We start from the raw sequence: 26,593 nt of genomic DNA, 5'->3' as shown, positions 1-26,593 counted from the left end.
CTTTCCCCTCGTTGTACGATGACATACAACGACATCGCCAATGTGGCTCGTATGCCGTTCCCGACGAACCCAGCACTCGCGCTAGACGGACGACCCAACCATGACCTCACCGCAAGAACTCAAACAGATCATCTCCCACGGCCTGCTGTCGTTTCCGCTCACGGATTTCGACGCCGACGGCAATTTCCGCCCGACCACCTATGCCGAGCGCCTGGAATGGCTTGCGCCGTACGGCGCGAGCGCGCTGTTCGCGGCGGGCGGCACCGGTGAATTCTTCTCGCTCACGCAGCGCGAGTATTCGGACGTGATCCGCGTGGCGACGGAAACCTGCAAGGGCAAGGTGCCGATCCTCGCCGGCGCGGGCGGCGCGACGCGCGTCGCGATCGAATATGCGCAGGAAGCCGAGCGCCTCGGTGCGAGCGGCGTGCTGCTGATGCCGCATTACCTGACCGAAGCGAGCCAGGAAGGGATCGCCGAGCACGTCGAGCAGGTGTGCCGCGCGCTGAAGATCGGCGTCGTGGTGTACAACCGCGCGAATTCGAAGCTGAACGCCGACATGCTCGAGCGCCTCGCCGACCGCTGCCCGAACCTGATCGGCTTCAAGGACGGCGTCGGCGAAATCGAGAGCATGGTCACGATCCGCCGCCGCCTCGGCGACCGCTTCGCGTACCTCGGCGGCCTGCCGACGGCCGAAGTCTATGCCGCCGCCTACAAGGCGCTCGGCGTGCCGGTGTATTCGTCGGCCGTGTTCAACTTCATCCCGAAGACGGCAATGGAATTCTACGAAGCGATCGCGAAGGACGACCACGCTACGGTCGGCCGCCTGATCGACACGTTCTTCCTGCCGTACCTGAAGATCCGCAATCGCCGCGCGGGCTATGCGGTCAGCATCGTGAAGGCGGGCGCGAAGCTCGTCGGCCACGACGCGGGCCCGGTGCGCGCGCCGCTCGTCGATCTCGCCGACGACGAAGTCGCGCAGCTCGACGCGCTGATCAAGCAGATGGGCCCGCAGTAAGCGGGCGCGGCCGGCGCGGCACGGCGCCGCGCCGGCCGGTTGTCGCGTCGCGCGCCGGTTCGACGGTGTCGCGATCGTTCGCGGTATCCGCGCACGCATCCGTCGCGATGCGTGCCGCCTCCGGCGCAGCGCGGTGCGCGACGCCGCCTCGCCTCGCATGCCGTCCGGCCTCGTCACATCCGCGCGATGATCCCGACGATCCGGTGGCGCACGTTCCCGATCCCGACCTGACCCAGCCTCGATCCGGCCTTGCGTGCGTGCACAAGTGCGCGCATTCGATTCGCCGTCGAGGATCTGCCCGGACGTGTCGTGGTCGACAAGCGCATCGAAACACCGTCGAAATCGACTGCGCTACGCCTGGGAGATGCAAAAAGGCGGAAGCGGCTCACTCGCCCCTTCCGCCTTTTTGCGTCCCGACATCTGCCGGTGCCCTCGCACCTCCGCAGACGCCGGGTATCGCGCCTTCAGCCGATCCGGCCCGTCACTCCGCGCGCCCGTCCCGCAGCCGCGGAATCCCGAGCGGATTCCTCTCCTGCAACCCTTCCGGCAGCAGATCGTCCGGGAAATCCTGGTAGCACACGGGCCGCAGGAACCGGTCGATCGCCGTCGCGCCGACCGACGTGACGGCCGGGTTCGAGGTAGCGGGGAACGGCCCGCCGTGCACCATCGCGTCGCACACCTCGACGCCGGTCGGGTAGCCGTTCACGAGCAGGCGGCCGGCCTTGCGCTCGAGGATCGGCAGCAGCCGGCGCGCGAGCGGCTTGTCGTCGGCGTCCATCTGCAGCGTGGCCGTCAACTGGCCTTCGAGCGCGTCGAGCACGCGCGCGACTTCGTCGAGATCGCGGCAGCGCACGATCAGCGACGCCGGCCCGAACACCTCGTGGCTGAACGCCGGCTCGGCCAGGAACGCCTGCGCACCGACCTCGTACAGCGCACCGCCCGCCTGGCATTCGGTCCGCGCCGCCTCGCCCGCGCCGATTTCGCGCACGCCCGGCAGTTCGGCCAGCGTGCCGCGGCCGTTGCGATACGCATCGGCAATGCCGCGCGTGAGCATCACGCCGGCCGGCTTCGTCGCGAGCGCCTGCGCGGCGACGGCCTCGAAGCGGTCGAGGTCGGGGCCGTCGATCGCGAGCACGAGGCCCGGGTTGGTACAGAACTGGCCGACGCCGAGCGTCAGCGAATCGACGAAGCCCGTCGCGATCGCGTCGCCGCGCGCGGCGAGCGCCGCCGGGAACAGCACGACCGGGTTGATGCTGCTCATTTCCGCGTAGACGGGAATCGGCTGCGGGCGCGCGTTCGCGAGCTGCACGAGCGCCATGCCGCCCTGCCGCGACCCCGTGAAGCCGACGGCCTGGATCGCCGGATGGCTGACCAGCGCCGCGCCGATCACGCGGCCGGGACCGACCAGCAGCGAGAACACGCCGGCCGGCATCCCGGTTTTCGCGACGGCGGCGCGGATCGCGCGGCCGACCAGCTCGGACGTGCCGAGATGCGCCTCGTGCGCCTTCACGATCACCGGGCAGCCGGCCGCGAGCGCCGACGCCGTATCGCCGCCGGCCACCGAGAACGCGAGCGGGAAGTTGCTCGCGCCGAACACGACGACGGGCCCGAGCGCGACCTTCTGCAGCCGCAGGTCCGCACGCGGCAGCGGCGTGCGCGCGGGCTGCGCGGGATCGATCGACGCCGCGAGAAAGCGCCCGTCGCGCACGACCCGCGCGAACAGCCGGAGCTGGCCGACGGTGCGGCCGCGCTCGCCCTGCAGCCGCGCGACGGGCAGGCCCGTTTCGGCATGCGCGCGTTCGATCAGCGTGTCGCCGAGCGCGACGATTTCATCCGCGATCGCGTCGAGAAACGCCGCGCGGGCCGCGAGCGGCTGCGCGCGGTACGCATCGAACGCATCGCGCGCGAGTTCGCACGCGCGCTCGACGTCGGCCTGCGTCGCGACGCCGAATGCCGGCGCATCGATCGGCTCGCCCTTCGTCGGGTCGAACGCGCGCAAGGTACCGGCCGAGCCGGCCACCGCTTCGGCGCCGATCAGCATCTCTCCTGTCAGTTGCATGGGGTGTGCTCCGTGGTTCGGGAATGGATCGCCCATTGTAGCCCAACAGATATGATGTCCGCCCACTAAACATCAAATTTCACATCCTCATCCGGGCTCGTTCCGACCCGCACAAAACCCTTTCGCATCCGGCATATCCCCGTATTTATTACCCTCTCACAGGATCACGCAAAGGGAAAACCCGAGGTTTCTGCGGCCAGGCAATGCCAATAAACTGCCGACATGTCATACGACGACGTACATTAAAGTGCCGAATCAGACCTCCCCTCGCGATCTTCCGTACGACCTCGCGCACACCGCGCGGCGAACCGCCATGCGCTACTGGATCCTGGCGATGCTGTTCGTCGTCACGACGCTCAACTATGCGGACCGCGCGACGCTGTCGATCACCGGCACGCCGATCCGCAAGGCGTTCGGCATCGATCCGGTGACGATGGGCTACATCTTCTCGGCGTTCAGTTGGGCGTACGTGCTCGCGCAACTGCCGAGCGGCTGGCTGCTCGACCGCTTCGGCGCACGGCGCGTGTACGCGGCAAGCATCTTCCTGTGGTCGGCGTTCACGCTGCTGCAGAGCACGATCGGCCTGGGCGGCAGCGCCGCGTTCGCGGTCGCCGCGCTGTTCGCGATGCGCTTCGCTGTCGGCATCGCCGAGGCGCCCGCCTTTCCCGCCAACGCGAAAGTCGTCGCGAGCTGGTTTCCGACCGCCGAGCGCGGCACGGCGTCGGCGATCTTCAACGCCGCGCAATACTTCGCGGCCGTGGTGTTCGCGCCGCTGATGGCGTGGCTGACGCACGCGTACGGCTGGCACCACGTGTACCTGTGGCTCGGTCTCGCGGGCATCGCGCTCGCGCTCCTGTGGCTGCGGGTCGTGAAGGACCCGGCCGACCATCCGGCCGTGAACCGCGCGGAACTCGAACATATCGAGCAGGGCGGCGGGCTGGTGCGATCCGCGCCGCACGGCGCCGGCGCGGCGTCCGGGGGCAGCCGCGTGGCCGGCTGGTACTACGTGCGCCAGTTGCTGTCGAACCGAATGCTGATCGGCGTATACCTCGGCCAGTACTGCGTGAACGTGCTCACCTACTTCTTCCTCACGTGGTTCCCGATCTACCTCGTGCAGGCGCGCGGGATGTCGCTGCTGAAGGCCGGCTTCATGACCTCGCTGCCCGCGATCTGCGGGTTCCTGGGCGGCGTGCTCGGCGGCATGCTGTCGGACGGGCTGATCCGCCGCGGCGTGTCGCTAACGCTCGCGCGCAAGATCCCGATCGTCGGCGGGATGGCGCTGTCGATGGTCATCATCGGCTGCAACTACGTCGACAGCGAGGCGCTGGTGATCGTGCTGATGGCCGTGTCGTTCTTCGGCAAGGGCATCGGTTCGCTCGGCTGGGCGGTCGTCGCCGATACCGCGCCGAAGGAGGCGATCGGCCTGTCGGGCAGCCTGTTCAACATGTTCGGCAACACGGCCGGCATCGTCGCGCCGATCGCGATCGGCTACCTCGTCGGCGCGAGCGGCTCGTTCAACGGCGCGCTCGTGTTCGTCGGGCTCAACGCGCTCGTCACCGTGTTCAGCTATCTCGTGATCGTGAAGGACATCCGGCGCGTCGAACTGCGGCATCGCGACGCCTGACGGCCGGCTTCGGCACGGAACGACGGCGGCCGCGCGCGGGCGGCCGCCGTTCTTGCATCGCGTCCCGGCGGCAACGGGTCAGGCCGCGGAATGCGCGACGCGCAGCATGTCGTGCACGCCGGACGTCATCAGCGCGAGGAACGCGAGCAGGCCGACGTAGCAGAGCGCATACGTCGTCTTCGTCTCGATCGACGTCGCGTAGTACACGCGGTTCTCCGGAGCGTCCGGATCGTAGCGCCACGCGCGCTTCAACTGCGGCAGCGCGAGGAGCGCCATCACGATCAGCAGCGGGCTCGGGCGATACACGAACAGCGCGATCAGCACCGGGACGCCCGCGAACCAGATCCGCGGCGACAGCACCGCGGTGATCCGGCCGCCGTCGAACGGCGACAGCGGAATCATGTTGAACAGGTTCAGGAAGAAGCCGGTGTACGACAGCGCGAGCAGCAGGTTGCTGTCGTAATGGCGCGCGGCCGCATAGCAGGCGAGCGCGCCGAGCGTGCCGACGAACGGCCCGGCAAGCCCGACGTACGCCTCGGTCTCCGCGTCGTGCGGCATCTCCTTCAGTTGAATCCACGCGCCGACGAACGGGATGAAGGTCGGCAACCCGACATCGAGCCCGCGCCGCTGCGCGGCGACGTAGTGGCCGGCCTCGTGCACCAGCAGCAGCGCGACGAAGCCGGCCGCGAACCGCCAGCCGTAGAACAGCGCGTAGACCGCGATCGACGCCAGCATGGTGCCCGCCGACAGGAGCACCTTGCCAAGCTTGAGGCCGCCGAAAATCAGCAGCAGCAGCTTCGTCATTCCTTGCGCTCCGCGGCGGACGCGTCCGATGCATCCGCGACGGCCGGCACCGCGGCCGCCTTCGGCTTGCGTCCGAAGAAGCGCTTCAGCGCCGCGCCGCCCGCCAGCAGCGCGACCGCGCCGACCTTGAAGAACTTCACCGCGAACGCGCCGATCAGCGCGAGCAGGCCGAGCTTCTTCGCGCCGACGCCGACGATCAGCGCGGCGAGGCCATACTCGGCGACGTGGTCCGTCGACTGGTTGAAATCGGCGTAGCGCTTGCCGCCGTTGAAGCTGATGCTCGACAGCAGATCGTCGGCCGACGCCTTGTATTTCGGCAGATCGGCGAGCGTCGACGCCATCGTCAGCGACAGGTAGCCGTCGCGGCCCAGCACGAGCGTCCGGTAGTTCACGCCGTCGTTCTCGGCGTTCGGCGCCGCGCCCTTGTCGCGGATGATCGCGGACCAGACGAGCCGGTGCGTGGCCGCGTCGTAGGCGGGCGCCTTCGCCCAGCCGACCACCTCGGTCTCGGGCAGCCCGCGTTCCTTGCGTCCGGGGTTGTCTTCCTCGGTGCCGGCCTGCAGGTTCTTCAGCAGTTCGTCGGGTTTCCAGTCCTTCGCGTCGTCGTCGCGGATGTAGCCGCTCGGCTCGAACGACACGACCGAGATCCAGTCGGCGTCGGGATCGTCGGGCAGCACGAGGCCGACCAGCTTCGATTCGTCGATCGAGTTGCCCATCGAGCGCAGGTAGCGGCCGGCTTCGGCGGCCGGCACGAACGATTCGCCGGCCTTCAGCTTCAGCACGGCTTCGTGTTTCACGTCGATGTCGGTCGGGCCTTTCACGACCGCCTCGTTGGCGGCCGCGGCGGCGGCCCTCATCTCCACCTGCGCAGCTTCGGTCTGCGCGTGGCCGGTGGTCGCGGCGAACGCGAGCGTCGCCATGCAGGCGAGCCGGACGGCAAGCTTTTTCATTGTTGGATTCCCCTGGAATGCCTTGTCGTAAATATGCACGGCACCGGCCCGTGCGCTTCAGGCGCGGGTCCGGCGTCGTCTCTCAGTTGGCACGGGGGCTATGGTAACGCAGTGTCGCGACGCGCCCGGGAACGGCGCGGCGCCGCATTCGACGCCACACCTGCCCGGCCCGATGCGCGGTCAGCGGCGCTCGAACGCGAGCTTCACGCCGAGCGCCAGCAACACCACGCCGCTGACGCGGTGCATGCGCGTCAGGATGCGCGGGTTGCGGCGGATCGACGCCGACAGCAGGCCGGCGAACAGCGCGACCGGCCCCTTGACCAGGAACGTCAGGCCGGCAAAGGTCGCACCCAGCACGAACAGCGACAGCATCGGATGCGCGGCGCCCGCCGGGACGAACTGCGGCAGGAACGCCAGATAGAAGAGCGCGACCTTCGGATTCGAGACGTTGGACAACGCGCCTTGCGCGAACGTGCGAAGCCGCGAGGCCCGCGCGCCGCCGCTGCCGCTCGCGAGCGTCAACTCTCCCGACGAGCGCAGCAGCGCGATGCCGAGGTACAGCAGGTACAGCGCGCCGACGACCTTCAACGCCGTGAACAGCCATTCGGATGCCTGAAGAAGCGCGCCCAGCCCGAGGGTCGCGAGCGTCGTGTGGACGAGCAGCCCGACGCTGACGCCCGCGGCCGTGACGAGCCCCGCGCGTGTACCGCCGGACAGCGTGCGCGACATCACCAGCAGCATGTCCTGGCCCGGCGTGACGATGATCAGGAGCGACGTGGCGATGAAGGGCAACCAGGATACGTGCGACATGGGAAAGCTCCGGAAAAGGGACAGGCCGGCGGGCGGGAATGGCAAGCCCGATGCAACGGCAGCGTGGCGTACGGGCCGGCCGGTCGTCAGATTATCGACGTCCTCGGATGGAGATTGGATGCGTATTTGGCTATTTCGACGGCGTGATTTGGCGCTATTCTCTACAAATCACACAACCGGTAGTCAAAGATGTCAATCAAACTGGACGCGATCGACCGGCGCATCCTGCGTGCGTTGCAACAGAATTCGAACCAGACGAACGCCGAACTCGCGCAGCAGGCCGGGCTGTCGGCCACGCCGTGCCTGCGCCGCGTTCACCTGCTCGAGGAACAGGGCGTGATCGACGCCTATGTGGCGCTGCTGAACCCCGCGTCGGTCGACCTCCGGTTCACCGCGTTCGTGCGCGTCACGCTGGAGCGCCAGGACAAGGCGACCGTCGAACGCTTCGCGCGCGAGATCGAGCAGGCGCCCGAGGTGCTCGAATGTCACCTGATGGCCGGCAGCTACGATTACCTGCTGCGCGTGATCGCCCGGGATCTCGACGACTACCAGCGTTTCCAGATGGAAACGCTCACGCAGATCGAAGGCGTGCGCAACGTCGAGACCGAAATTCCGCTGAAGCGCATCAAGCAGACGGTTCGCCTGCCGATCTAGGGTCGGGCTGCATGGGGCACGCGCATGCGCTCCCTATGCAGGCCAGGCATCCAGGAACGTGACGGCCTGCCCCGCCGGCCGGCCGTTCAGCGCGCCGTCGCGCACGGCGACGTGCCCGCGCACGACCGTATGCACGGGCCAGCCCGTGACCGCGCATCCGTCGTACGGCGTCCAGCCGCTGACGCTGGCGATCCATTCGTCGCGGATGATCCGCCGCGCGCGCAGGTCGACGATGCTGAAATCGGCGTCGTAACCCGCCGCGATGCGCCCCTTGCCCGCGATGCCGAACACGCGCGCCGGCCCGGCGCTGGTCAGGTCGACCAGCCGTTCGAGGCTCAGGCGGCCCGCCTGCACGTGATCGAGCATCAGCGGCAACAGCGTCTGCACGCCGGTCATCCCGCTCGGCGACTGCGGATAGGGCCGGCGCTTTTCGTCGCGCGTATGCGGTGCGTGATCGCTGCCGATCACGTCGACCACGCCGTCGCGCACGGCCTGCCACAGCGCCTGCTGGTGATGCCGCTCGCGCACCGGCGGATTCATCTGCGCCAGCGTGCCCAGCCGCTCGTAGCAATCGGGCGCATGCAGGCTCAGGTGATGCGGGGTGACCTCGACCGTCACGTGCCGCCGGTGCTGCGCAAGCAGCGCCATTTCGCCGGCCGTCGACACGTGCAAGACGTGCAGCCGGCGCCCCGCCTGCGCGGCCAGCCCGACGATGCGCCGCGTCGCGGCCAGCGCGCTTTCCTCGTCGCGCCAGCGCGGATGGTCGCGCACGTCGCCGCTCGCCTCCACGAGCGCGCGACGTTCGCGCAGCCGCGCCTCGTCCTCCGCATGCACGGCCATGCGCCGCCGCCCGTTGCGCAGGATCCGCCGCAATACGGTTTCGTCGTCGGCCAGCAGATCGCCGAACGAACTGCCCATGAAGACCTTCACGCCCGCACAGCCGGGCAGGCGCTCGAGCGCCGGAAGCCGTTCGGCGTTCACGGCCGAGCCGCCGAGATAGAACGCGTAGTCGCACCACGCCCGCCCGCGCGCCAGATCCAGCTTCGCCTGCAGATCCTGCTCGCCGAGTGTCAGCGGATGCGTATTGGGCATCTCGAAGATCGTCGTGACGCCGCCGAGCACCGCGCCGCGCGTCCCCGCCTCGATGGTTTCCTTGTGCGTCAGCCCCGGTTCGCGAAAATGCACCTGGCTGTCGACGACGCCCGGCAGGACATGCAGCCCGCCCGCATCGAGCAGCGTGTCGGCGCTCCAGGCGCCGCGCAGCGCGCCGAGCGCGACCACCCGGCCCTCCGCGCACGCAACGTCGAGCCGTTCCGCGCCGCCGGGCGTCATCACGGTGCCGCCGTGCACGAGCAGGTCGGCATGGCGTCGCGTCGCCCGGTCGTCCGCTTCACATCGCAGCCACTCGCCCATCGCTCAGAACTCGTTCTGGATGTGCTTGTAGCCGAGCACCAGCGCATTGTTCGTGCGCGCGACGTCCTCGGAGAAATCGCTCGCGTCGGCCGTCACCTGCGGCAACGCGGCAAGATCGGTTTCCGGCCCGATGCGTTCGGTCGAGCGCACGTAGAAGCCCGGCGGCAGGTGGCAGCCGTCGACGACCGCGTTGTAGCGCACGACGCAACCGTCGTCGATCGTGCAGTTGAACAGCACGCTGTTGAATCCGACGAACACGCCGTCGCCGACCTTGCACGGCCCGTGGACGATGGCGCGATGCGCGATCGACGTATGCCGGCCGATCGTGACGCTCGCGCCCGACTTGGAATGAATCACGACGCCGTCCTGGATGTTCGAATGCGCGCCGATCACGATCGGCGCGATCCGGCCGTCCGCGTCCGTTTCGTCCGCGCGGATCACCGCGTACGGGCCGATGAACACGTTTTCCTCGACGACCACCAGCCCGCACAGGATGGCGGTCGGATCGACGAATGCATTCGGGTGAATCTGCGGCAGGTCGCCGCGCGGGTTCTTCCGGATCATGAGGATTCCTGCGTGGAAAGGGAGTCGATGCGCCTGAGCCGGTCGAACAGGCCCGGATCGCGCCACTGCGCGGCAATGGCCGGCGCGAACGCGATCGCGTCGAGCTCGATGCGGCCCATGCGCGGATTGAATGCGTCGCCGCGAAAGCACTGCGCGTAGCCGGTCTCGGTCTCGTGCACGATGACCGAATGCAGCCGCACGCCGGCTTCGCCGTTCGTCATGCGTGTACCGCCCAGCGCCGCGTCGACGAGCCGGAAGAACACGCGCGAGAACTGCTCCGCGCTCGGCGACACGGGCAGCAGCACCCAGCGCTCCGAATGACGGCGCATGTCCTCGACATAGCGCGGATCGTCATCCGACCACAGCGTCACCGCATGATCGAATGCGTCGATCAGGTCGCGCACGTCGCCCTTGAGCAGCCCGAAGTCGTAGACCATCTGGCCGTGGTCCAGCGCATGCGCCTCGAGCAGCAGCTCGACACGGTACGAATGGCCGTGGATCGAATGCGAGCAGCGCCGCGTGCTGCAGCCTCGCACGACGTGCGCATTCTCGAACCGGAACAGCTTGCGGATCAGCATGCGTGCGCGCCTTCGCGAACCGGTGCGGCCCAGGCCACCGCATCGTGCGGATGCAGGCTTTCCAGATGACGCACGCGAACGCGCGGGCTCGCATGGCGGCCGTCGAGCGCGGCCTGCACGCGGCGCGCGGCATCCTCGACGAACATCAGGTTCTCGCCGTTCAGCACCGCGAACGCCTGTTCGTCCGCACGCTTGACGGCCGTCTGCACCGGCGTGCCGAGCGCGCGTTCGACGCGGTCGACCAGGTCGATCAGCCCCAGCGCCGCGCCGTCGGCGGGCAACCCGACGCTCACGACGGCCTCGCTGCGCTGGCTGTGCGGCGTGGCGGCCGTCGCATGCCGTTTCAGCCATGCGGCAACCGCGGCCGGGTCCACGCGGTCCTCGCGGCCGAATGCCGTCAGGAACGCCTGCTCGACCCAGTGCCGCGACAGCGCCGCCGAGCACGGGCACGTCGACGAATAGGCGACCGTCACCTGCGCGCGCAGCTCGAGCGCGTCGCCGGCCAGCATCGCATCGATCCGGACCGGATAAGCCTTCCACCCGGCCAGCCCCTCGGTCACGAGCGCCGCGCGGCGCGCCAGCAGGTCGAAGCGCAACCGCACGCGCGCGCTGCGCGTGTCGCAATCGCGGTGGCTGTCGACCATCGCGCGCAGCACGCGCTGCAGCGCGGCGGGCGACAGCGCCTCATCCTGCGCGAGCCAGTCGAGCAGCCGGTACAGCCGCGACATGTGGATGCCTTTCACGTGCGGCTCGGGCAGGTCGATCTGTACGTCGGCGCGCGCGTGCACGTCGCGCCGGCAGCCGGGCTCGGCCACCGCGACAGGCAGGTCGATGCCCTGCATGCCGACCCATTCGAGCGGGCGGTGGCCCGGTGCGGCATCGGTCAGGGATACGTCGGGAAGGGCTGCATTCATGCTCGGAATCCGGTGGCGCGCCGTCTGCGTCCGGATCGAAGCAGGCAGCGCGCGTTCAGGTCAGGACCAGTCGCGAAACGGGTTGTCCCACGTGGTCCAGTGTTCGGGGCCGACGGCCATCTCGGCGTCGGTCAGCAGACACGCGTCGAAGCGCGTACGCAGCGCGGGCTCGTCCATGTCCATGCCGATCAGCACGAGTTCCTGCCGCGCGTCGCCGACGCGCTCGTCCCAGCGCGCGCGGATCTGCGCGACGGCTTCGGCGTCCTGCGGCCAGCGCTCGGGCGGCACGGCCGCCCACCAGTGGCCGGCCGGCCCGTGCCGCGCGACCGCGCCGGCCTGCGACCACGAGCCTGCGACGGTCGGGTGCGTGGCCAGCCAGAAAAACCCCTTCGAGCGGACGACGCCCGGCCATTCGCTTTCGACGAGATCGAAGAAGCGTTGCGGATGGAACGGCCGCCGCGCGCGGTAGACGAAGCTGCGGATTCCGTATTCGTCGGTTTCAGGCGTGTGCGTGCCGCGCATCTCCTGCAGCCAGCCCGGCGCGCGCGACGCCGCGTCGAAATCGAACAGGCCCGTGTCGAGCACGCGTTCGAGCGGCACCTTGCCGAATGCGGCGATCTCGATCCGCGCCCGCGGGTTCAGCCCGCGCAGCAGCGCGACCAGCCGCTCGCGCGCGCCGTCGTCGTCGATCAGGTCGATCTTGTTGATCACGATCACGTCGCAGAACTCGATCTGGTCGATCAGCAGGTCGACCACCGTGCGCGCATCCTCGTCGCCCATCGATTCGCCGCGCGACCGCAGGCTGTCGCGCGACGCGTAGTCGCGCAGGAAGTTGAACGCGTCGACCACCGTCACCATCGTGTCGAGCCGCGCGACTTCTCCGAGGCTGCGGCCGTCCTCGCCTTCGAACGTGAACGTCTCGGCCACCGGCAGCGGCTCCGAGATGCCGGTCGACTCGATCACGAGCTGGTCGAAGCGTCCTTCGCGCGCGAGCCGGTCGACCTCGATCAGCAGATCCTCGCGCAGCGTGCAGCAGATGCAGCCGTTGCTCATCTCGACCAGCTTCTCGTCGGTGCGCGACAGCCCCGCGCCGCCGTCACGGACGAGCGCCGCGTCGATGTTGACCTCGGACATGTCGTTGACGATCACCGCGACGCGACGGCCCTCGCGATTGTTGAGGATGTGGTTGAGCAGCGTCGTCTTGCCGGCGCCGAGAAAGCCGGACAGGACGGTCACGGGAAGCCGCGTGGACGGAGGGGGGGCGGTGCTCATCGGGCGATTCCGGAAGAGAACGTTGAGGATCGAATGATATATTGTATCGCAACGATATAACATATCATTTCGGACGTCCAGCAGGCCGGTCGTCCGGCGGCGATTCACGGTGCGGCGGCGCCGCGCATGGCATGCCGATTGAAAGGTCGGGTTGATAAGCTTGCCGGCGAGACCGATGGCCCTCTTCCCACCATGAAAACGAAAATACTTGTCGCGTTGTCACTCTGCGCCGCGCTGCCCGGCGTCGCGCTCGCCCAGTCGATCGCAGCCCCGACGCTGAAGCCGGGCGATACCTGGACCTACATCAACACCGTCGAAATCGGCCCGAACGGCTGGCGCCAGACCCGCGACCAGATTTCGGTGCAGCGCGCGACGGCCGAGCACCTCTATGTCGAGACCCGGCAGAGCGGCACGACGCAGGCGCCGCGCGAACTGATCGTCGATACGGACTGGAGCCGTTCGCGCAGCGTCAACGGCACGGAAATCGTGGTGAACCGTCCGCTGGCGTTTCCGCTGAAGGCCGGCAAGACGTGGACGGTGAGCTACAGCGAGTCGCATCCGAATCCGCAACATGCATCGGAGGCGTACGACACGCACTACAAGGTCGTCGGCCCCGACACCGTCACCGTGGCCGGCGGCAAGTTCGATGCGATCAAGATCGAGGCCGAAGGCACGTGGAAGGCCGAGACCGCGCCGGGACAGTCGATCACCTCCGGCGTATCGCGCAACGCGGGCGGCTCGACGATCGTGATGCAGAGCCGCAACAACGGCACGGCGGAACAGACCGGCAAGACCTACAAGGCGTTCTGGTACGTGCCGGCCGTGGGCCGCTGGGTCAAGTCGGTCGAGGAGTACTACGACGTGAACGGGACGCGAACGGCGCGCTATTCGAACGAACTGGCGTCGTACCAGCGCGCCGGGACCGAAGCCGGCACCCCGCTGGCGGGCACGCCGGCGCCGGCGCCGGCGCCGACGCCCGGGCCCGCGCCGACGGAAGGCCCGCCCTCCGTCGAGCAATGACGGAGCGCACGCTCACTTACGTATAGAGCGACGCGGCCGGCCGTTCCCCGCTCAGCGCGAACCGTCCCACGTCGCGCAGCCGGTAGTCGAGCGGATCGTGCAACGTATGCGTGCGCGCGTTCCGCCAGAAGCGGTCGAGCCCGAGCGACGCGGCCGTCGCGCGTGCGCCGCACGCGTCGAACAGCGCCTCGCCGTTCTCGAGCGCCGCGCGCTGCGCGACGATCTTCGCTTCCGATACCGCCAGCGCCGCGTCGGCGCGCTCGTCCGCCGTCAGCGCATCCTGCCGCGCCCAGGCGCGCTGCAACGCGCCGGCCGCGCGATCGGCCAGCGCGGCCGCGGCAAGCGCCCGCACGCGCATGTCGCCGAAGCGCTGCAGCGTGTACGGATCGTCGCCCGCCTGCGCGACATCCGACTGTATCCACGGCCTGCCGTGCTGCAGCACGTAGTCGCGCGCCTCGGCCAGCGCACCCTCCGCGAGCCCGACGAACAGATTGGTCAGCACCAGTTGCGACACGAGCGTGCGCAGCGTCGCGCGCGGCGTCGGCGGCGCCTCGGAACGATGCAGCACCTCGTCCGCCGCGAGCGTCACGCCGTCGAAGCGCACGCTGCCGCTGTCGGTCTGGCGCTGGCCGATCGGATCCCAGTCTTCGTTGACCGTGATCCCCGCACGCCCGGTCGGCACCACGCCGAACACGCTGCGGCCGGTGGCCGGATCGTGCGCGGACACCGTCATCCGCTGCGAGCCGCGCGTGCCCGAGCAGAAGCCCTTCACGCCGTCGAGCCGGTAGCCGCCGTCCAGCGTCGCGGTCGCCACGAGCCGCGTGTCGAGCGGATTGACCGCATTGCCCCACCACCAGCGCTGCTCGACCGTGCCGCGCAGATAGCGCTCGCGCTGCTCGGCGCTGCCCCAGACGTCGACGCTCACCACCTGCAGGCATTGGAACCCGACGAGATGCGCAAGCGCGCTGTCGACCCGCGCGATCTGCCGGATCGCCTCGTAGATGTCGGGCCACGCGGCTTCCTGCCCGCCGAACGCGCGCGGCACCGCGAGCGTCAGCAGGCCCGCATCGGCGAGCCACTGTTTTTCGTGCGCCGCGTGACCGCCGGCGCGGTCGCGCGCGGCGGCCGTCGTGCGCAACGCGTCGATCGCGCGCGCCAGCGCGGCGCGATCGAAGGCGGGCGCATCGGTTTCCGGCGCGAAGGCCGCCGGGCCACGCGGATCGTTCATGCGACGGCTTCCTGCAGCACGGCTTCGCCGGACAGCGGCACGAGCGCACCGAGCCGGCGGCCGGTCAGCCGCGACAGGATCTCGCGCCGCCAGTCGTCGTAGATCGCGCGGTACTCGGCGATGTCCGCGCCGAACACGTGGGCGGTATGCGCGTACTCGTCGTGCAGATAGCCGTCGAGCCGCGCCTGCGTTTCCTCGTCGGCCGCGATCACGCGATCGATCAGGGCGTCGCGCTCGGCCGCCGGCAGCGCGTTCAGCGTCTCGAACCACCACTGGACGATCTGCACGCGATGCCATTCCTCGTCCGGCCGGATCCGGTTCTCGCCGTGCTCGCGCATCGCGCCGTCGCCGATGCGGCCGGTCTTGCGCTGGATCCACAGCTTCGCGAGGATGTGCAGCTCGTAGTGCCATTCGAACGCGAGAAAGCCCGCGACGTCGCGCACCGCGATGTCGCCGATGCGCGCCCAGTGTGCAGCGACGAGCCGGTCGACTTCCGGCAGCGGATCGCGCCCCGTCAGTTCGGTCACGCGCTCGCGGCCGATCACCGCATGCGCGCCGTCGTCGCCGAGCTGGCGCGACAGGATCAGCTGGAAATGCGGATCGTCGCGAAACAGCGTGTCGATCGCCTTCGCGACCACCTGCACGATGAACAGGTCGTGCGACGCCATCTTCGTGTAGTAGTCGGCGACGGCGGCCCGTTCGTCGTCGTCGCGCGGCTCGCGCGGCGGCGTGGCCAGCTTGTCCGGGAAATCCGGACGATGGCGCCGCACCACGTCGAGAAACAGCGCCTCCTCGAATTGTCCGTTCCATTCGCGCGGTGCGCCGATGGGCAAGGTCATGTGTTCGGTCTCTCAGGATCGTTGATGAAGCGAGCGGACGCTCGTGGCGTCGCTCAGGTGCGCTGGGTCACGCGTCGGACCAGGCGGTCGCCCGTGATTTGCACGGCCGAAACGAGTGCGATCAGGATCACGATCACGGTCGCCATGACGGTCGTGTCGAATCGCTGATAGCCATAGCGGATCGCGAGATCGCCGAGCCCGCCCGCGCCGACGGCGCCCGCCATCGCGGTCGAGCCGATCAGCGCGACGACGGTGATCGTGAAGCCGCCGAGCATGCCGGGCAGCGCTTCGGGCAACAGCACGTGCCAGACGATGTGGCGGCGTTTCGCGCCCATCGCGAGCGCGGCCTCGATCAGCCCGCGATCGACTTCGCGCAGGCTCACCTCGGCGATCCGCGCGAAGAACGGGATCGCGGCGATCGACAGCGGCACGACGGCCGCCCACACGCCGATCGTCGTGCCGATCAGCACGCGCGTGAACGGCAGCAGCGCGACGAGCAGGATGATGAACGGCGTCGAGCGGAACACGTTGACGAGCGCGCCGAGCACCGCATTGACGCCGCGCCGTTCGTAGATCCCGCCGGGCGCGGTCGTCACGAGGATCACCGCGAGCGGAATGCCGATCAGCGCGGCGATCGCGGCCGACGCGGCGACCATCAACAGCGTGTCGCGGATCGCGTCGAGCAGTTCGGGCCACCAGAGGTCAAACATAGCCGAGCACCTCCGCATGGTTCGCATGGCGGCGCGCGCGTTCGAGCAGCGCGGCCACCGCGCCGCCGCGTGCCGGCGGCCGGCCGGCGTCGTCCGCGTGCGGCGCCGCCGCGATCACGAGCCGCCCTTGCGCATGCCCCTGGATCCGCTCGATCCCGCCGTGCAGGAAGCGCACGGAGCCGCCGAGCGCCGCCGCAAGCGCGCCGACGTCCGGCTCGCCGCCGCTCTCGCCCGTATAGCGGACGTCGAGCACGACCTGTGCGCCGTCGGGCAACGCGGCCTGCTCGGGCAGCGGCCGCACGCGCGCGGCCAGCTCGGCCGGCAGGTCGTGCACGAGCGTGCTGAGCAACGCGCGTGTCGCGCCGTGGCGCGGATCGCCGAACACGCGCCACACGGCGCCCGTTTCGACGACTTCGCCCTGTTCGATCACCGCGACCGTATCGCACACCGCGCGGATCACTTCCATCTCGTGCGTGATCAGCACGATCGTCAGCCCGAGGCGGCGGTTGATGTCGGCGAGCAGCGCGAGGATCGACTGCGTCGTCTCGGGATCGAGCGCCGAGGTCGCCTCGTCGCACAGCAGCACCTCGGGATCGTGGACGAGCGCCCGCGCAATGCCGACACGCTGCTTCTGTCCGCCCGACAGGCTCGCCGGATACGCGTCGCGCTTCGCGGCGAGCCCGACGAGCTCGAGCAGCGCCTCGACCTTGCGCACGCGCTCGGCCTTCGGCACGCCGGCGATCTTCAGCGGCAGCGCGACGTTCTCGAACACCGTCTTCGCGGACAGCAGGTTGAAATGCTGGAACACCATGCCGGTGCGGCGCCGCAGTGCGACGAGCCCGTCCTCGTCGAGCGCGCCGACGTCGACGCCCTGCACGCGCACGCGGCCCGAGCTCGGCCGTTCGAGCCCGTTCACGAGCCGCAGCAGCGTCGATTTCCCGGCGCCGCTGCGGCCGATGATCCCGAAGACCTCGCCGCGCCGCACGTCGAGCGTCACGTCGCGCAACGCGGCGGCGTGGCCGCGCGGCGTCGCGAACACCTTGCCGACCTGCTCCAGCGACACGGCGATGCCGCCGGCGGCCGGCGCGGCCGCGTCGTCATGCGTCGCGGCGGCGGTGCCGGCCCGTGCGGCCGACGCGTCGATGAAACCCAGCGTATCGAACAATTGCGTCATCGCTTCGCTCCGTCACGTTCAGGCATGCGCGGGATGCGCGGGTTCGGGCCGGACGGCCGGCCGGTGCTGCGCGCCCGCGTGCCACGCGGGCAGGCGCGGGCCCGCGCCGAACAGCTTCTCGCGCAGCGTCGGCGCGGGATCGTAGTCTTCCTTGTAGACGCCGCGGTTCTGCAGTTCGGGCACGACCCAGTCGACGAAATCCTCGAACGACTCGGGCATCACGGTGCGCGTCAGGTTGAAGCCGTCGATGCCGGTCTCGTCGATCCACGACTGCAGCTCGTCGGCGACCTGCGACGGCGAGCCGACGATCGGCGCATAGCGGCCGCCGAGCGACATCTGTTCGAGCATCCTCCGCACGGTCCACGTGCCGGTCGTGCTCTTGCGCGAGATCGCGTCGACAGCCGACTGGATCGAATCGGTCTTCACGTACGAGATCGGCTCGTCGAGGCCGTACTTCGCGAAGTCGATGCCGGTCGAGCTCGCGAAATGCGCGAGGCCGGCCTCGGGGCTCGCGTAGCGCCGGTATTCGTCGAATTTCTCGCGCGCGAGCCGCTCGGTCCCGGCCGTCACGACGCTCACGCCCGCGAAGATCCGGATCGACGCCGGGTCGCGCCCCTGGCGCGCGGCGGCCGCGCGGATATCGAGTACGGCGGCGCGGGCGGCGGCCTTGCTCTGCCCGTTCACGAACACGCATTCCGCGTGACGGCCCGCGAACTCGACGCCGCGCGCGGACGAGCCGGCCTGGTAAAGCACCGGCGTGCGCTGCAGCGACGGCTCGCTCAGGTGGATCGCATCGACCGAGTAGAACGGCCCGTCGTGCTTCACGCGCCGCACCTTGCCCGGCTGCGCGAACACGCGCGCCTGCGCGTCGCGGATCACCGCGTCGTCGTCCCAGCTCTGCTCCCACAGCTTGTAGACGACGTCCATGTAGTCGTCGGCGCGTTCGTAGCGGTCGTCGTGGCCGATCTGCTGCGCGAGGCCCATGCCGCGCGCGGCGCTGTCGAGATAGCCGGTGACGATGTTCCAGCCCACGCGCCCTTTCGTCAGGTGATCGAGCGTCGACATGCGGCGCGCGAACAGGTAAGGCGGCTCGTAGGTCAGGTTCGCGGTCACGCCGAAGCCGAGATGCCGCGTGACCTGCGCCATCGCGGGCACCAGCAGCAGCGGATCGTTGACGGGCACCTGCACCGATTCGCGCAGCGCGGCATCGGGCCCGCCGCCGAACACGTCGTACACGCCGACGATGTCCGCGAGGAAGATCCCGTCGAACTTGCCGCGTTCGAGCGTGCGCGCGAGGTCGGCCCAGTAGTCGAGATCGGTGTAGTGCGCGGAGCGGTCGCGCGGATGCGTCCACAGCCCGTGGTTGATGTGCCCGACGCAGTTCATGTTGAACGCGTTGAGCAGGATCTTCTTGCGGTTCGCCGTCGTCATGCCGCCTCCGTCACCACGCGATCGCGTACAGCGAGCCGAACGCGTTGTCGAGCGCACGGCGCACGGCCGGCGAGTGCTGGTAGATCGAGATGAACTTGCGGATGCGCGGATCGTTCACGCTGTCGGGCCGCACGACCCACTGGATCGCGAAGATCTTGTTCTCGGTGCCGTCGAACAGCAGCGCGCTGTTCGGGTCGGTCGTGCCGGCGAGCTTGATGAAGCTCGGGTAGCCCTGCGCCAGGTCGACGTCGTCGAGCGAACGCGCGAGCTGCGACGCCTCGAGCGGGACGATCTTCAGGTGCTTCGGATTCGACACGATGTCGTGCGTCGTCGCGCGGTAGTCGGCGCCCGGCTTCAGCGTGATCAGGCCGGCGCGCTGCAGCAGCAGCAGTCCGCGCCCGCCGTTCACCGGATCGCTCGCGATCGCGACGCGCGCGCCGTCCTTCAGTTCGCTGAAGCTTTTCACCTTCTTCGAATAGAGGCCGATCTTCATGATCGTGCCGGGCGCGATCGACACGAAGTTGTAGCCGCCCTGCTTGTTCGCGTTCTCGAGGAACGGGATGTGCTGGAAGTAATTGACGTCGATGTCCTTGTTCGCGAGCGCCGCGTTCGGCGTATTCCAGTCGGTGAACTCGATGATCTTCACGTCGAGCCCCTGCGCCTTCGCCTCCTTCGCGGCGATCTTCAGCGCCTCGATCTGCGGGCTGGTCGAAATGCCGACCTTCAGCGGCGCGGTGTCGGCACGCGCGCCGTTCATGAGCGCGACGCCGAGCAGCGCGGCCGCCAGCAGGCGGACGACACGGCCGGAGGAAAAGCGGGCGGAAAAAACGGCATGCAGCATGGGAACCACTCTCCTGTCCAAAGACGGTATCGACGGATGAGCGACGGCGCGGCGAACGCGCAGGCGTTCTCCGGACAGTGGGCATCGCGTCGGAAAAGGATCAGCCGATGATAGAGAGCGGCGCGCGGACGGTCTACGAAGCGATTGTGGGAAGAAAATCGCGCGCGGCGATATGGCGCGCGAACGCGCCCGCCCGGCCGTTGGCCGAAATCCCGGCCTGCGCGCCGCGCGAATTCCGAAATCTCGGAACGGCCGGCGCGCGCGCCTTTCCGCAGACGAAACGAATCCCTTACGAATCAACGACCTGCATATCCGCCCGGCGGCCGGGCGGCTGGCACGGAGGTTGCGTAATAGCCGACACACGATGCCGCGCCGCATGCGGACATTCCAACATCAGGAGACACGTCTTGCAGACCTCTATCCATACCCCGTCCCATCCGGAGCCGGTTTCCGACGGCGTCGCCGCGCCGCGCGAACGCTTCTGGCCGCAAGGCTGGTGGAAACTGATGGAAATCCGCATCGGCATCATTCCGCTGCCCGTCTATTTCATCCTGCTCGCGCTGATCGTCGGCTTCTCGGTGACCGGCAAGGTGCCCGGCGAGATCTCGATGGCCATCGCGGTGCTCGCGTTCTTCGGCTTCACCTGCGCGGAACTCGGCAAGCGTCTGCCGCTGCTGCGCAACATCGGCGCGGCCGCGATCTTCGCGACCTTCGTGCCGTCGGCGCTCACCTACTACCACGTGCTGCCGAAGCCCGTGCTGAACCTCACGGTCGAATTCACCAAGTCGACCAACTTCCTGTACCTGTTCATCGCGTCGATCATCGTCGGCAGCATCCTGAGCATGGATCGCCGCGTGCTGATCCAGGGCTTCGTGAAGATCTTCGTCCCGCTCGCGGCCGGCTCGGTGGCGGCGGCGATCGTCGGCACGGCGGTCGGCACCGCGCTCGGCCTGGGCGCGCGCCATACGCTGCTGTACATCGTCGTGCCGATCATGGCGGGCGGCGTCGGCGAAGGCGCGATTCCGCTGTCGATCGGCTATTCGGAGCTGATGCACCTGCCGCAGGGCGAGATGTTCGCGATGGTGCTGCCGCCGGTGATGCTCGGCAGCCTGACCGCGATCATCCTGTCGGGCGCGCTCGACATGCTCGGCAAGCGCCTGCCGCACCTGACCGGCAACGGCCGCCTGCAGGTCGGCGAAACGGGCGACATGACGCCCGAGAACGAGGAAATCCGCGGCCACGTCGACGTCTCGCACATCGCCGGCGCAGGCATCACGGCCATCACGCTGTACCTGGTCGGCCTGATGGCGCACAAGCTGTTCGGCCTGCCCGCGCCGGTCGCGATGCTGTTCCTCGCGGTGCTCGTGAAGCTCGCGCGCGCGGTGTCGCCGCCGCTGCAGGAAGGCGCGTTCGTCGTCTACAAGTTCTTCTCGACCGCCGTCACGTATCCGCTGCTGTTCGCGATCGGCGTCGCGATGACGCCGTGGGACAAGCTGACCGCCGCGTTTACGGTCGTCAACGTCGTGACGATCGTGTCGACCGTCGCGACGCTGATGGGCACCGGTTTCGTGGTCGGCCGCCTGCTGAAGATGTACCCTATCGACACCGCGATCGTGAACGCCTGCCACAGCGGGCAAGGCGGCACCGGCGACGTCGCGATCCTGACCGCCGCGAACCGGATGCAGCTGATGCCGTTCGCGCAGATCGCGACGCGCATCGGCGGCGCGATCGTCGTCACGGTGACGCTGATCCTGGTCGCGCACTTCGGATGACGCGCCGCCGCGCGCGCCGCCGCGCCGGCCGCATCGCACGCGCCGCCGCCGGCCTCGCCGGCGCGCGGCGCGTGTCGTTCCGGGCGTCCGGTAGCTGGCTTCGATGAGGGCGAACGTGCAGAAGAGCTTCAAGGGTATTCCGTGGTGGGGCTGGGCGGCCGCCGCCGTGCTGTACGGGTGCGTGGCGGCCGCGGCCGTCGATTTCGCGTGGGAGCGCGCGATCGACGCGCTCGAGGAAACCGGCACGCACCGCCTCGACCTGTATGCGTCGAGCCTGAAGAGCGAGCTCGGCCGCTTCGAAATCCTGCCCGGCCTGGTCGCACGGCAGGACGGCGTGCGCGCGATGCTGAAAGCCGCGCCGCACGACGCGCCCGAGCTCACGCACACGGTGAACGCCTACCTCGAAGCGGTGAACCGCGACGCGGGCAGCGGCGCGGTCGACGTGATCGACCTGCAGGGCGACGTGATCGCCGCCAGCAACTGGAACGAAGCGCTCAGCTTCATCGGCACCAACGTGTCGTACCGGCCGTATTTCAAGGACGCGCTCGCGCACGGCGGCGGCCGCTTCTTCGGCATCGGCACCAACACCGGCGTGCCGGGCGTCTATTTCGCCAGCGCGGTGCGCGACAACGGCGCGCCGATCGGCGTGGCCGCCGTCAAGATCAGCGTCGATTCGCTGGAATCGGCATGGCGCGCGCCGGGCGTTGCCGCGATGGTCGTCGACGGCAACGGCGTGGTCGTGATCTCGACCGAGCCCGCGTGGAAATTCACCGCGCTGCGCCCGATCACCGCGCAGCAGCAGCGCGACATCCAGGCGTCGCGCCAATACGCGGGCCGCACCGTCGACGCGCTGCCGTACCGCCGCATGGGCGACCGCAGCTCGGCCGCGTGGTTCGGCACCTTTCCGGATCCGCGCCACGCCGGCCGCACCACCCGCTATCTCGTGATGTCGCGCCCCGCGCCGCAGGCAGGCGATTCGCTGATGGTGCTGCTCGACATCGCGGGCGCGCGGCGCCAGCAGCAGACGGCCTTCGTGTTCGTCACCGGCGCGTTCCTGATCGCCGCGCTGCTGGCCGGCTACGCGATCCAGCGCCGCCGGGCGATCGTCGCGCGGCTGAACGCGCAGGACGCGCTGCGCCGCGCGAACGACCGGCTCGAGCTGACGGTCGCGCAGCGCACGGCCGCACTGACGGCCGCGAACGAGCAGATGCAGCGCGAGATCGTCGAGCGCGAGCGCACCGAGCAGCGGCTGCGCGCGTCGCAGCAGGAAGTCGTGCACGCGGGCAAGCTCGCGGTGCTCGGGCAGATGGCCGCCGGCCTCACGCACGAGCTGAACCAGCCCCTCGTCGCGATCCGCACGCTGTGCGACAACGCGCGCACCTTCTTCGAGCGCGGCCAGCCGGCGCCGGCGCTCGCCAATCTCGAACGGATCGGCAAGCTCGTCGACGGCATGGCCGTGCTCACCGGCGAGCTGAAGACTTTCGCACGCAAGCCCGACGTCGAGCGCGTCGCGGTCTCGCTGAACGAGGCCGTCGCGCATGCGCGCCTGATCTACGACGCCCGGATCCGCGACGAAGGCGTGCGGCTCGACGTGAACATCGCGCCCGGCACCGCGGTATCGGCCGAATCGAGCCAGTTGCAGCAGGTGATCGTGAACCTCCTCGGCAACGCGCTCGACGCGCTGCACGATGCGCCGGTGCGCCGCATCGTCATCGAGGCCGCCGGGCCGGACGAAGCCGGCCGCGTGCGCTTCACGGTCGCCGACAGCGGCCCGGGCATCGCGCCCGAGGTGCTGCCGCACCTGTTCGAGCCGTTCGTCACGACCAAGCCGCGCGGCCAGGGCCTCGGGCTCGGCCTCGCGATCACGTCGCGCATCGTCGAGGCGTTCGGCGCGAAGATCGCCGCGACGAACCGCGACGAAGGCGGCGCGCAGTTCAGTATCGAATTCGCGGCGGCGACGCTGCAAAGGACAGAGCATGGAAGATGAGATTCGGGTGCTGGTCGTCGAGGACGATGAAAACGTCCGGATCGGCGTGGAGCAGGCGGTCGCGCTCGCCGGCTTCGCGGTCGACGCGTTCGCGTCGGCGGCCGACGCGCTGCATCGCGTCGCGCCCGGCGCGCCGGTCGTGATCGTGTCGGACGTGCGGATGCCGGGCATCGACGGGCTGCAGTTGCTCGACCGCGTGATGGCGATCGACGCGCAGATTCCGGTGGTGCTGATCAGCGGCCATGCCGATATCTCGACGGCCGTCGGCGCGATGCAGGTGGGCGCGTACGACTTCATCGAGAAGCCGTTCTCGTCGGACCTGATCGCGGGCCGCGTCGCGCGCGCGGTCGAGAAGCGCCGCCTGACGCTCGAGGTGCAGGGGCTGCGCGCGGCGCTGAACAACTGGCAGGGCATCGAGGCGTTCGTGCTCGGCAAGTCGCCCGCGATGGCCGACGTGCGCAAGAAGATCCTGCGCCTCGCCGACACCGCCGTGTCGGTGCTGATCACCGGCGAAACGGGCACCGGCAAGGAGCTGATCGCGCGCAGCCTGCACGACTTCGGCGGCCGGCGCGACGCGCATTTCGTCGCGCTGAACTGCGGCGGCCTGCCCGAGCAGGTGTTCGAGAGCGAGCTGTTCGGCCACGAAGCCGGCGCGTTCACCGGCGCGATCAAGAAACGCATCGGCAAGATCGAATGGGCCGACGGCGGCACGCTGTTCCTCGACGAGATCGAGACGATGCCGGTCGCGCTGCAGATCAAGATGCTGCGCGTGCTGCAGGAGCGCGTGGTCGAGCGGCTCGGCGCGAACGAGCTGATTCCGGTCGACTGCCGCGTGGTCGCCGCATCGAAAGCCGATCTTGCCGGGCTTGCGGCCGACGGACGCTTTCGCGCCGATCTGCTGTACCGCCTCAACGTCGCGCAGATCGAGCTGCCGCCGCTGCGCGAGCGGCGCGAGGACGTGCCGCTGCTGTTCGAGCATTTCGTGCTCGCGGCCGCGCGGCGCTTCGGGCAGCCGGCGCCGGTCGTCACGGCTGCGCAGGTATCCGAACTGATGACGCACGCGTGGCCCGGCAACGTGCGCGAGCTGCAGAACGTGGCCGACCGCTTCGTGCTCGGGCTCACCGGCGACAGCTTGCTGTCGTCCGGCGGCGCGCCGGCCGCGGGCGTCACGCTCGCGGAGCAGCTCGCGTATTTCGAGCGGATGCTGATCGAGGACATGCTGCAGCGTCACCACGGCAACGTCGCGGACGCGAGCGAAGCGCTCGGCATGCCGAAGAAGACGCTCTATCACAAGCTGCGCAACCTGCGGATTCCCGCGCGCGGCGACGCGACGGCCGACGGCGGCGAATGACGCGAACGAGGACACGCACACCAGCATGGATCGCATCGAACACCCCGACCACGGCCGCGTCGACGGCCACCTGATCCGCGGCGTCACGCGCGCGCAAAAGACCTTCCGCCCGAGCGACTGGCCCGAGCGCCTCGCGGGCGTCATCACGCTGTTCGTCGGCGAACGGCGGCCCGGCTATCCGTGCGCGCTGTCGCGGCTCGCGATGCCGGTCGTCGACGGCGGCGCCAAATGCCTGATCGTGTCGGACGAATTGCGCACCGTGTGTGCGGACGCATTCGACTTCGCGATGCGGTTCGCGGCCGACAACGACCTCCCCGTCGAGCTTCAGACCGCGCCCGCCTCGACGGCGCGCTGACGCGCGGGCCGCCCGCGCGGCGCGCGCACGGTCCGTTTTCTTCCCCGGAAATGCACCCGTGCACGCGCCGTCGCTCGCACTTTCCTGGCCTTTCCGGCATCGCGCCCCACCGTCAGACGATTGAAAGCATCGACACCCACCCCCACGCGACAAGGGTTTGCGGCCGATCCATCAATAAAATTGATCGTCGCGATGAAAATTATGCGTTTTCCTTGCAGGTCGCCGTGATGCATAGTTGCGTCGTGTTGACGCACCTTTGAGTCTTTCAGTCATGAACATGCGAATCGAGCCGTCCGTGCTCGCGAACCCCGACCTGCAATTTGCGACGCTTTCGTCAGGCATCAGCCTGCCGTATGTCGAGCGGGGCAGCGGTGCGCCGATGGTGTTCGTGCACGGCTCGCTGTGCGACTACCGCTACTGGGATCCGCAGCTCGCGGCGCTGTCCGCCCACTACCGCTGCATCGCGCCGAGCCTCAGCCACTACTGGCCGGCCGTCGAAGCGGGCATCCAGGACGATTTCAGCTGGCAGAATCATGTCGACGAACTCGCCGAATTCATCGATGCGCTCGATCTCGGCCCCGTGCATCTGGTCGGCCATTCGCGCGGCGGCAGCGTCGCGTTCAACGTCGCGCGCCAGCATCCGCACCTCGTCGAGTCGCTGACGCTCGCCGATCCGGGCGGCCCGCTGCAGCAGCCGGGCGTGCGCGAAGCCGCGCTGCCGGCCGCCGCGATCGCGCTGCGCACGAAGGCCGTGAGCCTGATCGGGCAAGGTGACGTCGAATCGGGCCTCGAGATGTTCGTCGATTCGGTGAGCCTGCCCGGCGCATGGAAGAAAAGCACGTCGCGCTTCCGCACGATGGCGATCGATAACGCGAGCACGCTGCCGAAGCAGTTGCGCGACCCGCTGCCCGCGTACTCGCAGCACACGGCCGGCGACATCGCTTGCCGCACGCTGCTGATCGACGGCCAGCGCAGCCCGAAGATGTTCCGCAACAACGTCGACACGCTGTCGCAGTGGATCGGCAATGCGCAACGGCAAACCGTTGCCGGCGCGTCGCACGGGATGAATGCGGCGAGCCCCGCCGTGTTCAACCGCTTCGTGCACGAGTTCGTCTCCGCCTGAGATCCCGGGGGGCGCTCGCCCCCCAAGCCCTTCGTCGACGATGCGGATACGCTCCCGCGTCGACGACACGCGGCGCACGCATGCGCGCCCGCCGTCACGCCGCCC

Annotated in this window: 24 protein-coding genes; 9 read left to right on the top strand and 15 right to left on the bottom strand. The window is 69.2% G+C overall.

All coding sequences use genetic code 11. The annotated features are described in order from the left end of the window. Positions 1–100 precede the first annotated feature (100 nt). Positions 101–1,015 (top strand): 5-dehydro-4-deoxyglucarate dehydratase, encoded by a 915-nt coding sequence (kdgD, locus tag GQ57_RS32610; protein WP_034200030.1) that lies wholly within the window; start codon positions 101–103, stop codon positions 1,013–1,015. Between the two features lie 481 nt (positions 1,016–1,496). On the opposite strand, the gene GQ57_RS32605 is transcribed toward kdgD, so the two are convergent. Continuing rightward, complete coding sequence (locus GQ57_RS32605; protein ID WP_034200029.1) at positions 1,497–3,074, bottom strand: aldehyde dehydrogenase (NADP(+)); 1,578 nt, start codon at positions 3,072–3,074, stop codon at positions 1,497–1,499. Between the two features lie 247 nt (positions 3,075–3,321). Here GQ57_RS32605 and GQ57_RS32600 point away from each other — a divergent pair, with 247 nt between their 5' ends. Further along, positions 3,322–4,698: an MFS transporter gene (locus GQ57_RS32600; protein WP_034200028.1), complete on the top strand. Its 1,377-nt coding sequence runs from the start codon at positions 3,322–3,324 to the stop codon at positions 4,696–4,698. Between the two features lie 78 nt (positions 4,699–4,776). Here GQ57_RS32600 and GQ57_RS32595 read toward each other — a convergent pair whose 3' ends face one another. From GQ57_RS32595 to GQ57_RS32585, 3 genes are all read right to left on the bottom strand, one after another. Next, a complete protein-coding gene (locus tag GQ57_RS32595) occupies positions 4,777–5,502 on the bottom strand; it encodes a site-2 protease family protein (RefSeq protein ID WP_031402712.1) in 726 nt (241 codons plus the stop codon). Then, complete coding sequence (locus tag GQ57_RS32590) at positions 5,499–6,452, bottom strand: DUF2167 domain-containing protein (RefSeq protein ID WP_031402711.1); 954 nt, start codon at positions 6,450–6,452, stop codon at positions 5,499–5,501. Before GQ57_RS32590 ends, GQ57_RS32595 begins: the two co-directional genes overlap by 4 nt. Positions 6,453–6,632: 180 nt before the next feature. Then, positions 6,633–7,262 (bottom strand): LysE family translocator, encoded by a 630-nt coding sequence (locus tag GQ57_RS32585; protein ID WP_034200027.1) that lies wholly within the window; start codon positions 7,260–7,262, stop codon positions 6,633–6,635. Positions 7,263–7,451: 189 nt separating this feature from the next. Between GQ57_RS32585 and GQ57_RS32580 the strand changes: the two genes are divergently transcribed. Continuing rightward, entirely contained in the window at positions 7,452–7,916 is a 465-nt protein-coding gene (locus tag GQ57_RS32580) for an Lrp/AsnC family transcriptional regulator (protein WP_034200026.1), read from the top strand. Positions 7,917–7,949: 33 nt separating this feature from the next. On the opposite strand, the gene GQ57_RS32575 is transcribed toward GQ57_RS32580, so the two are convergent. The 5 genes from GQ57_RS32575 to zigA are packed head-to-tail and all read right to left on the bottom strand — an operon-like array spanning position 7,950 to position 12,657. Continuing rightward, positions 7,950–9,329 carry a dihydroorotase gene (locus GQ57_RS32575; protein ID WP_034200025.1) on the bottom strand — a complete coding sequence of 460 codons (1,380 nt, stop codon included), beginning with the start codon at positions 9,327–9,329 and terminating at the stop codon, positions 7,950–7,952. Positions 9,330–9,332: 3 nt separating this feature from the next. After that, a complete protein-coding gene (locus GQ57_RS32570; RefSeq protein WP_034200024.1) occupies positions 9,333–9,893 on the bottom strand; it encodes a gamma carbonic anhydrase family protein in 561 nt (186 codons plus the stop codon). Further along, entirely contained in the window at positions 9,890–10,471 is a 582-nt protein-coding gene (locus GQ57_RS32565; protein WP_034200023.1) for a 6-pyruvoyl trahydropterin synthase family protein, read from the bottom strand. Before GQ57_RS32565 ends, GQ57_RS32570 begins: the two co-directional genes overlap by 4 nt. Next, the gene (folE2, locus tag GQ57_RS32560; protein ID WP_031402705.1) at positions 10,465–11,385 is read right to left on the bottom strand and encodes a GTP cyclohydrolase FolE2; all 921 of its coding nucleotides are present in this window, start codon (positions 11,383–11,385) and stop codon (positions 10,465–10,467) included. The genes GQ57_RS32565 and folE2 overlap by 7 nt, the downstream gene beginning before the upstream one ends. A 60-nt stretch (positions 11,386–11,445) precedes the next feature. Further along, entirely contained in the window at positions 11,446–12,657 is a 1,212-nt protein-coding gene (zigA, locus tag GQ57_RS32555) for a zinc metallochaperone GTPase ZigA (RefSeq protein ID WP_174923316.1), read from the bottom strand. A gap of 192 nt (positions 12,658–12,849) precedes the next feature. Between zigA and GQ57_RS32550 the strand changes: the two genes are divergently transcribed. Then, entirely contained in the window at positions 12,850–13,677 is an 828-nt protein-coding gene (locus GQ57_RS32550) for a hypothetical protein (protein ID WP_034200021.1), read from the top strand. A 16-nt stretch (positions 13,678–13,693) separates the two neighbouring features. Here the strand turns inward: GQ57_RS32550 and GQ57_RS32545 are convergent, their stop codons facing one another. Genes GQ57_RS32545 through GQ57_RS32520 form a run of 6 tightly spaced genes read right to left on the bottom strand, consistent with a single transcriptional unit; the run spans position 13,694 to position 19,900 of the window. Further along, the gene (locus GQ57_RS32545; protein ID WP_034200020.1) at positions 13,694–14,905 is read right to left on the bottom strand and encodes an acyl-CoA dehydrogenase family protein; all 1,212 of its coding nucleotides are present in this window, start codon (positions 14,903–14,905) and stop codon (positions 13,694–13,696) included. Further along, entirely contained in the window at positions 14,902–15,744 is an 843-nt protein-coding gene (locus GQ57_RS32540) for a hypothetical protein (protein ID WP_034200019.1), read from the bottom strand. The genes GQ57_RS32545 and GQ57_RS32540 overlap by 4 nt, the downstream gene beginning before the upstream one ends. A 53-nt stretch (positions 15,745–15,797) precedes the next feature. Next, on the bottom strand, positions 15,798–16,454 hold the full coding sequence (locus GQ57_RS32535) for a methionine ABC transporter permease (RefSeq protein WP_034200018.1): 657 nt from the start codon (positions 16,452–16,454) through the stop codon (positions 15,798–15,800). Then, positions 16,447–17,628, bottom strand: coding sequence for a methionine ABC transporter ATP-binding protein (locus GQ57_RS32530; RefSeq protein ID WP_031402700.1), 1,182 nt, complete (start codon positions 17,626–17,628; stop codon positions 16,447–16,449). The genes GQ57_RS32535 and GQ57_RS32530 overlap by 8 nt, the downstream gene beginning before the upstream one ends. Before the next feature lie 18 nt (positions 17,629–17,646). Further along, positions 17,647–19,059: an LLM class flavin-dependent oxidoreductase gene (locus GQ57_RS32525; protein WP_031402699.1), complete on the bottom strand. Its 1,413-nt coding sequence runs from the start codon at positions 19,057–19,059 to the stop codon at positions 17,647–17,649. A gap of 10 nt (positions 19,060–19,069) precedes the next feature. Next, entirely contained in the window at positions 19,070–19,900 is an 831-nt protein-coding gene (locus GQ57_RS32520) for a MetQ/NlpA family ABC transporter substrate-binding protein (protein ID WP_031402698.1), read from the bottom strand. Positions 19,901–20,307: 407 nt separating this feature from the next. Here GQ57_RS32520 and GQ57_RS32515 point away from each other — a divergent pair, with 407 nt between their 5' ends. From GQ57_RS32515 to GQ57_RS32495, 5 genes are all read left to right on the top strand, one after another. Further along, on the top strand, positions 20,308–21,672 hold the full coding sequence (locus tag GQ57_RS32515) for a 2-hydroxycarboxylate transporter family protein (RefSeq protein WP_031402697.1): 1,365 nt from the start codon (positions 20,308–20,310) through the stop codon (positions 21,670–21,672). Between the two features lie 103 nt (positions 21,673–21,775). Next, positions 21,776–23,659 carry a sensor histidine kinase gene (locus tag GQ57_RS32510; RefSeq protein WP_034200017.1) on the top strand — a complete coding sequence of 628 codons (1,884 nt, stop codon included), beginning with the start codon at positions 21,776–21,778 and terminating at the stop codon, positions 23,657–23,659. After that, positions 23,649–25,010, top strand: a complete 1,362-nt coding sequence (locus GQ57_RS32505; RefSeq protein WP_031402695.1) for a sigma-54-dependent transcriptional regulator — start codon at positions 23,649–23,651, stop codon at positions 25,008–25,010. The genes GQ57_RS32510 and GQ57_RS32505 overlap by 11 nt, the downstream gene beginning before the upstream one ends. A gap of 25 nt (positions 25,011–25,035) precedes the next feature. Next, a complete protein-coding gene (locus GQ57_RS32500; protein WP_031402694.1) occupies positions 25,036–25,365 on the top strand; it encodes a DUF3579 domain-containing protein in 330 nt (109 codons plus the stop codon). Between the two features lie 271 nt (positions 25,366–25,636). After that, positions 25,637–26,488, top strand: a complete 852-nt coding sequence (locus tag GQ57_RS32495) for an alpha/beta fold hydrolase (protein ID WP_031402693.1) — start codon at positions 25,637–25,639, stop codon at positions 26,486–26,488. The last annotated feature ends 105 nt before the right edge of the window (positions 26,489–26,593 follow it).

Origin of the sequence: Burkholderia sp. MSh2, assembly GCF_000731655.1 — a bacterium.
GTDB classification, from domain to species: domain Bacteria; phylum Pseudomonadota; class Gammaproteobacteria; order Burkholderiales; family Burkholderiaceae; genus Burkholderia; species Burkholderia paludis.
Note: the sequence above shows the minus strand (reverse complement) of the source record. Positions and strands in the feature narration are given on the sequence as shown.

Coding starts and splice junctions, on each gene's coding strand:
- GQ57_RS32540 (WP_034200019.1), bottom strand. CDS start 15,744: ATGACCTTGCCCATCGGCGCACCGCGCGAATGGAACGGACAATTCGAG.
- GQ57_RS32530 (WP_031402700.1), bottom strand. CDS start 17,628: ATGACGCAATTGTTCGATACGCTGGGTTTCATCGACGCGTCGGCCGCA.
- GQ57_RS32565 (WP_034200023.1), bottom strand. CDS start 10,471: ATGCTGATCCGCAAGCTGTTCCGGTTCGAGAATGCGCACGTCGTGCGA.
- GQ57_RS32585 (WP_034200027.1), bottom strand. CDS start 7,262: ATGTCGCACGTATCCTGGTTGCCCTTCATCGCCACGTCGCTCCTGATC.
- zigA (WP_174923316.1), bottom strand. CDS start 12,657: ATGAGCACCGCCCCCCCTCCGTCCACGCGGCTTCCCGTGACCGTCCTG.
- GQ57_RS32520 (WP_031402698.1), bottom strand. CDS start 19,900: ATGCTGCATGCCGTTTTTTCCGCCCGCTTTTCCTCCGGCCGTGTCGTC.
- GQ57_RS32605 (WP_034200029.1), bottom strand. CDS start 3,074: ATGCAACTGACAGGAGAGATGCTGATCGGCGCCGAAGCGGTGGCCGGC.
- folE2 (WP_031402705.1), bottom strand. CDS start 11,385: ATGAATGCAGCCCTTCCCGACGTATCCCTGACCGATGCCGCACCGGGC.
- GQ57_RS32545 (WP_034200020.1), bottom strand. CDS start 14,905: ATGAACGATCCGCGTGGCCCGGCGGCCTTCGCGCCGGAAACCGATGCG.
- GQ57_RS32575 (WP_034200025.1), bottom strand. CDS start 9,329: ATGGGCGAGTGGCTGCGATGTGAAGCGGACGACCGGGCGACGCGACGC.
- GQ57_RS32525 (WP_031402699.1), bottom strand. CDS start 19,059: ATGACGACGGCGAACCGCAAGAAGATCCTGCTCAACGCGTTCAACATG.
- kdgD (WP_034200030.1), top strand. CDS start 101: ATGACCTCACCGCAAGAACTCAAACAGATCATCTCCCACGGCCTGCTG.
- GQ57_RS32595 (WP_031402712.1), bottom strand. CDS start 5,502: ATGACGAAGCTGCTGCTGCTGATTTTCGGCGGCCTCAAGCTTGGCAAG.
- GQ57_RS32570 (WP_034200024.1), bottom strand. CDS start 9,893: ATGATCCGGAAGAACCCGCGCGGCGACCTGCCGCAGATTCACCCGAAT.
- GQ57_RS32550 (WP_034200021.1), top strand. CDS start 12,850: ATGAAAACGAAAATACTTGTCGCGTTGTCACTCTGCGCCGCGCTGCCC.
- GQ57_RS32495 (WP_031402693.1), top strand. CDS start 25,637: ATGAACATGCGAATCGAGCCGTCCGTGCTCGCGAACCCCGACCTGCAA.
- GQ57_RS32505 (WP_031402695.1), top strand. CDS start 23,649: ATGGAAGATGAGATTCGGGTGCTGGTCGTCGAGGACGATGAAAACGTC.
- GQ57_RS32590 (WP_031402711.1), bottom strand. CDS start 6,452: ATGAAAAAGCTTGCCGTCCGGCTCGCCTGCATGGCGACGCTCGCGTTC.
- GQ57_RS32580 (WP_034200026.1), top strand. CDS start 7,452: ATGTCAATCAAACTGGACGCGATCGACCGGCGCATCCTGCGTGCGTTG.
- GQ57_RS32535 (WP_034200018.1), bottom strand. CDS start 16,454: ATGTTTGACCTCTGGTGGCCCGAACTGCTCGACGCGATCCGCGACACG.
- GQ57_RS32510 (WP_034200017.1), top strand. CDS start 21,776: ATGAGGGCGAACGTGCAGAAGAGCTTCAAGGGTATTCCGTGGTGGGGC.
- GQ57_RS32500 (WP_031402694.1), top strand. CDS start 25,036: ATGGATCGCATCGAACACCCCGACCACGGCCGCGTCGACGGCCACCTG.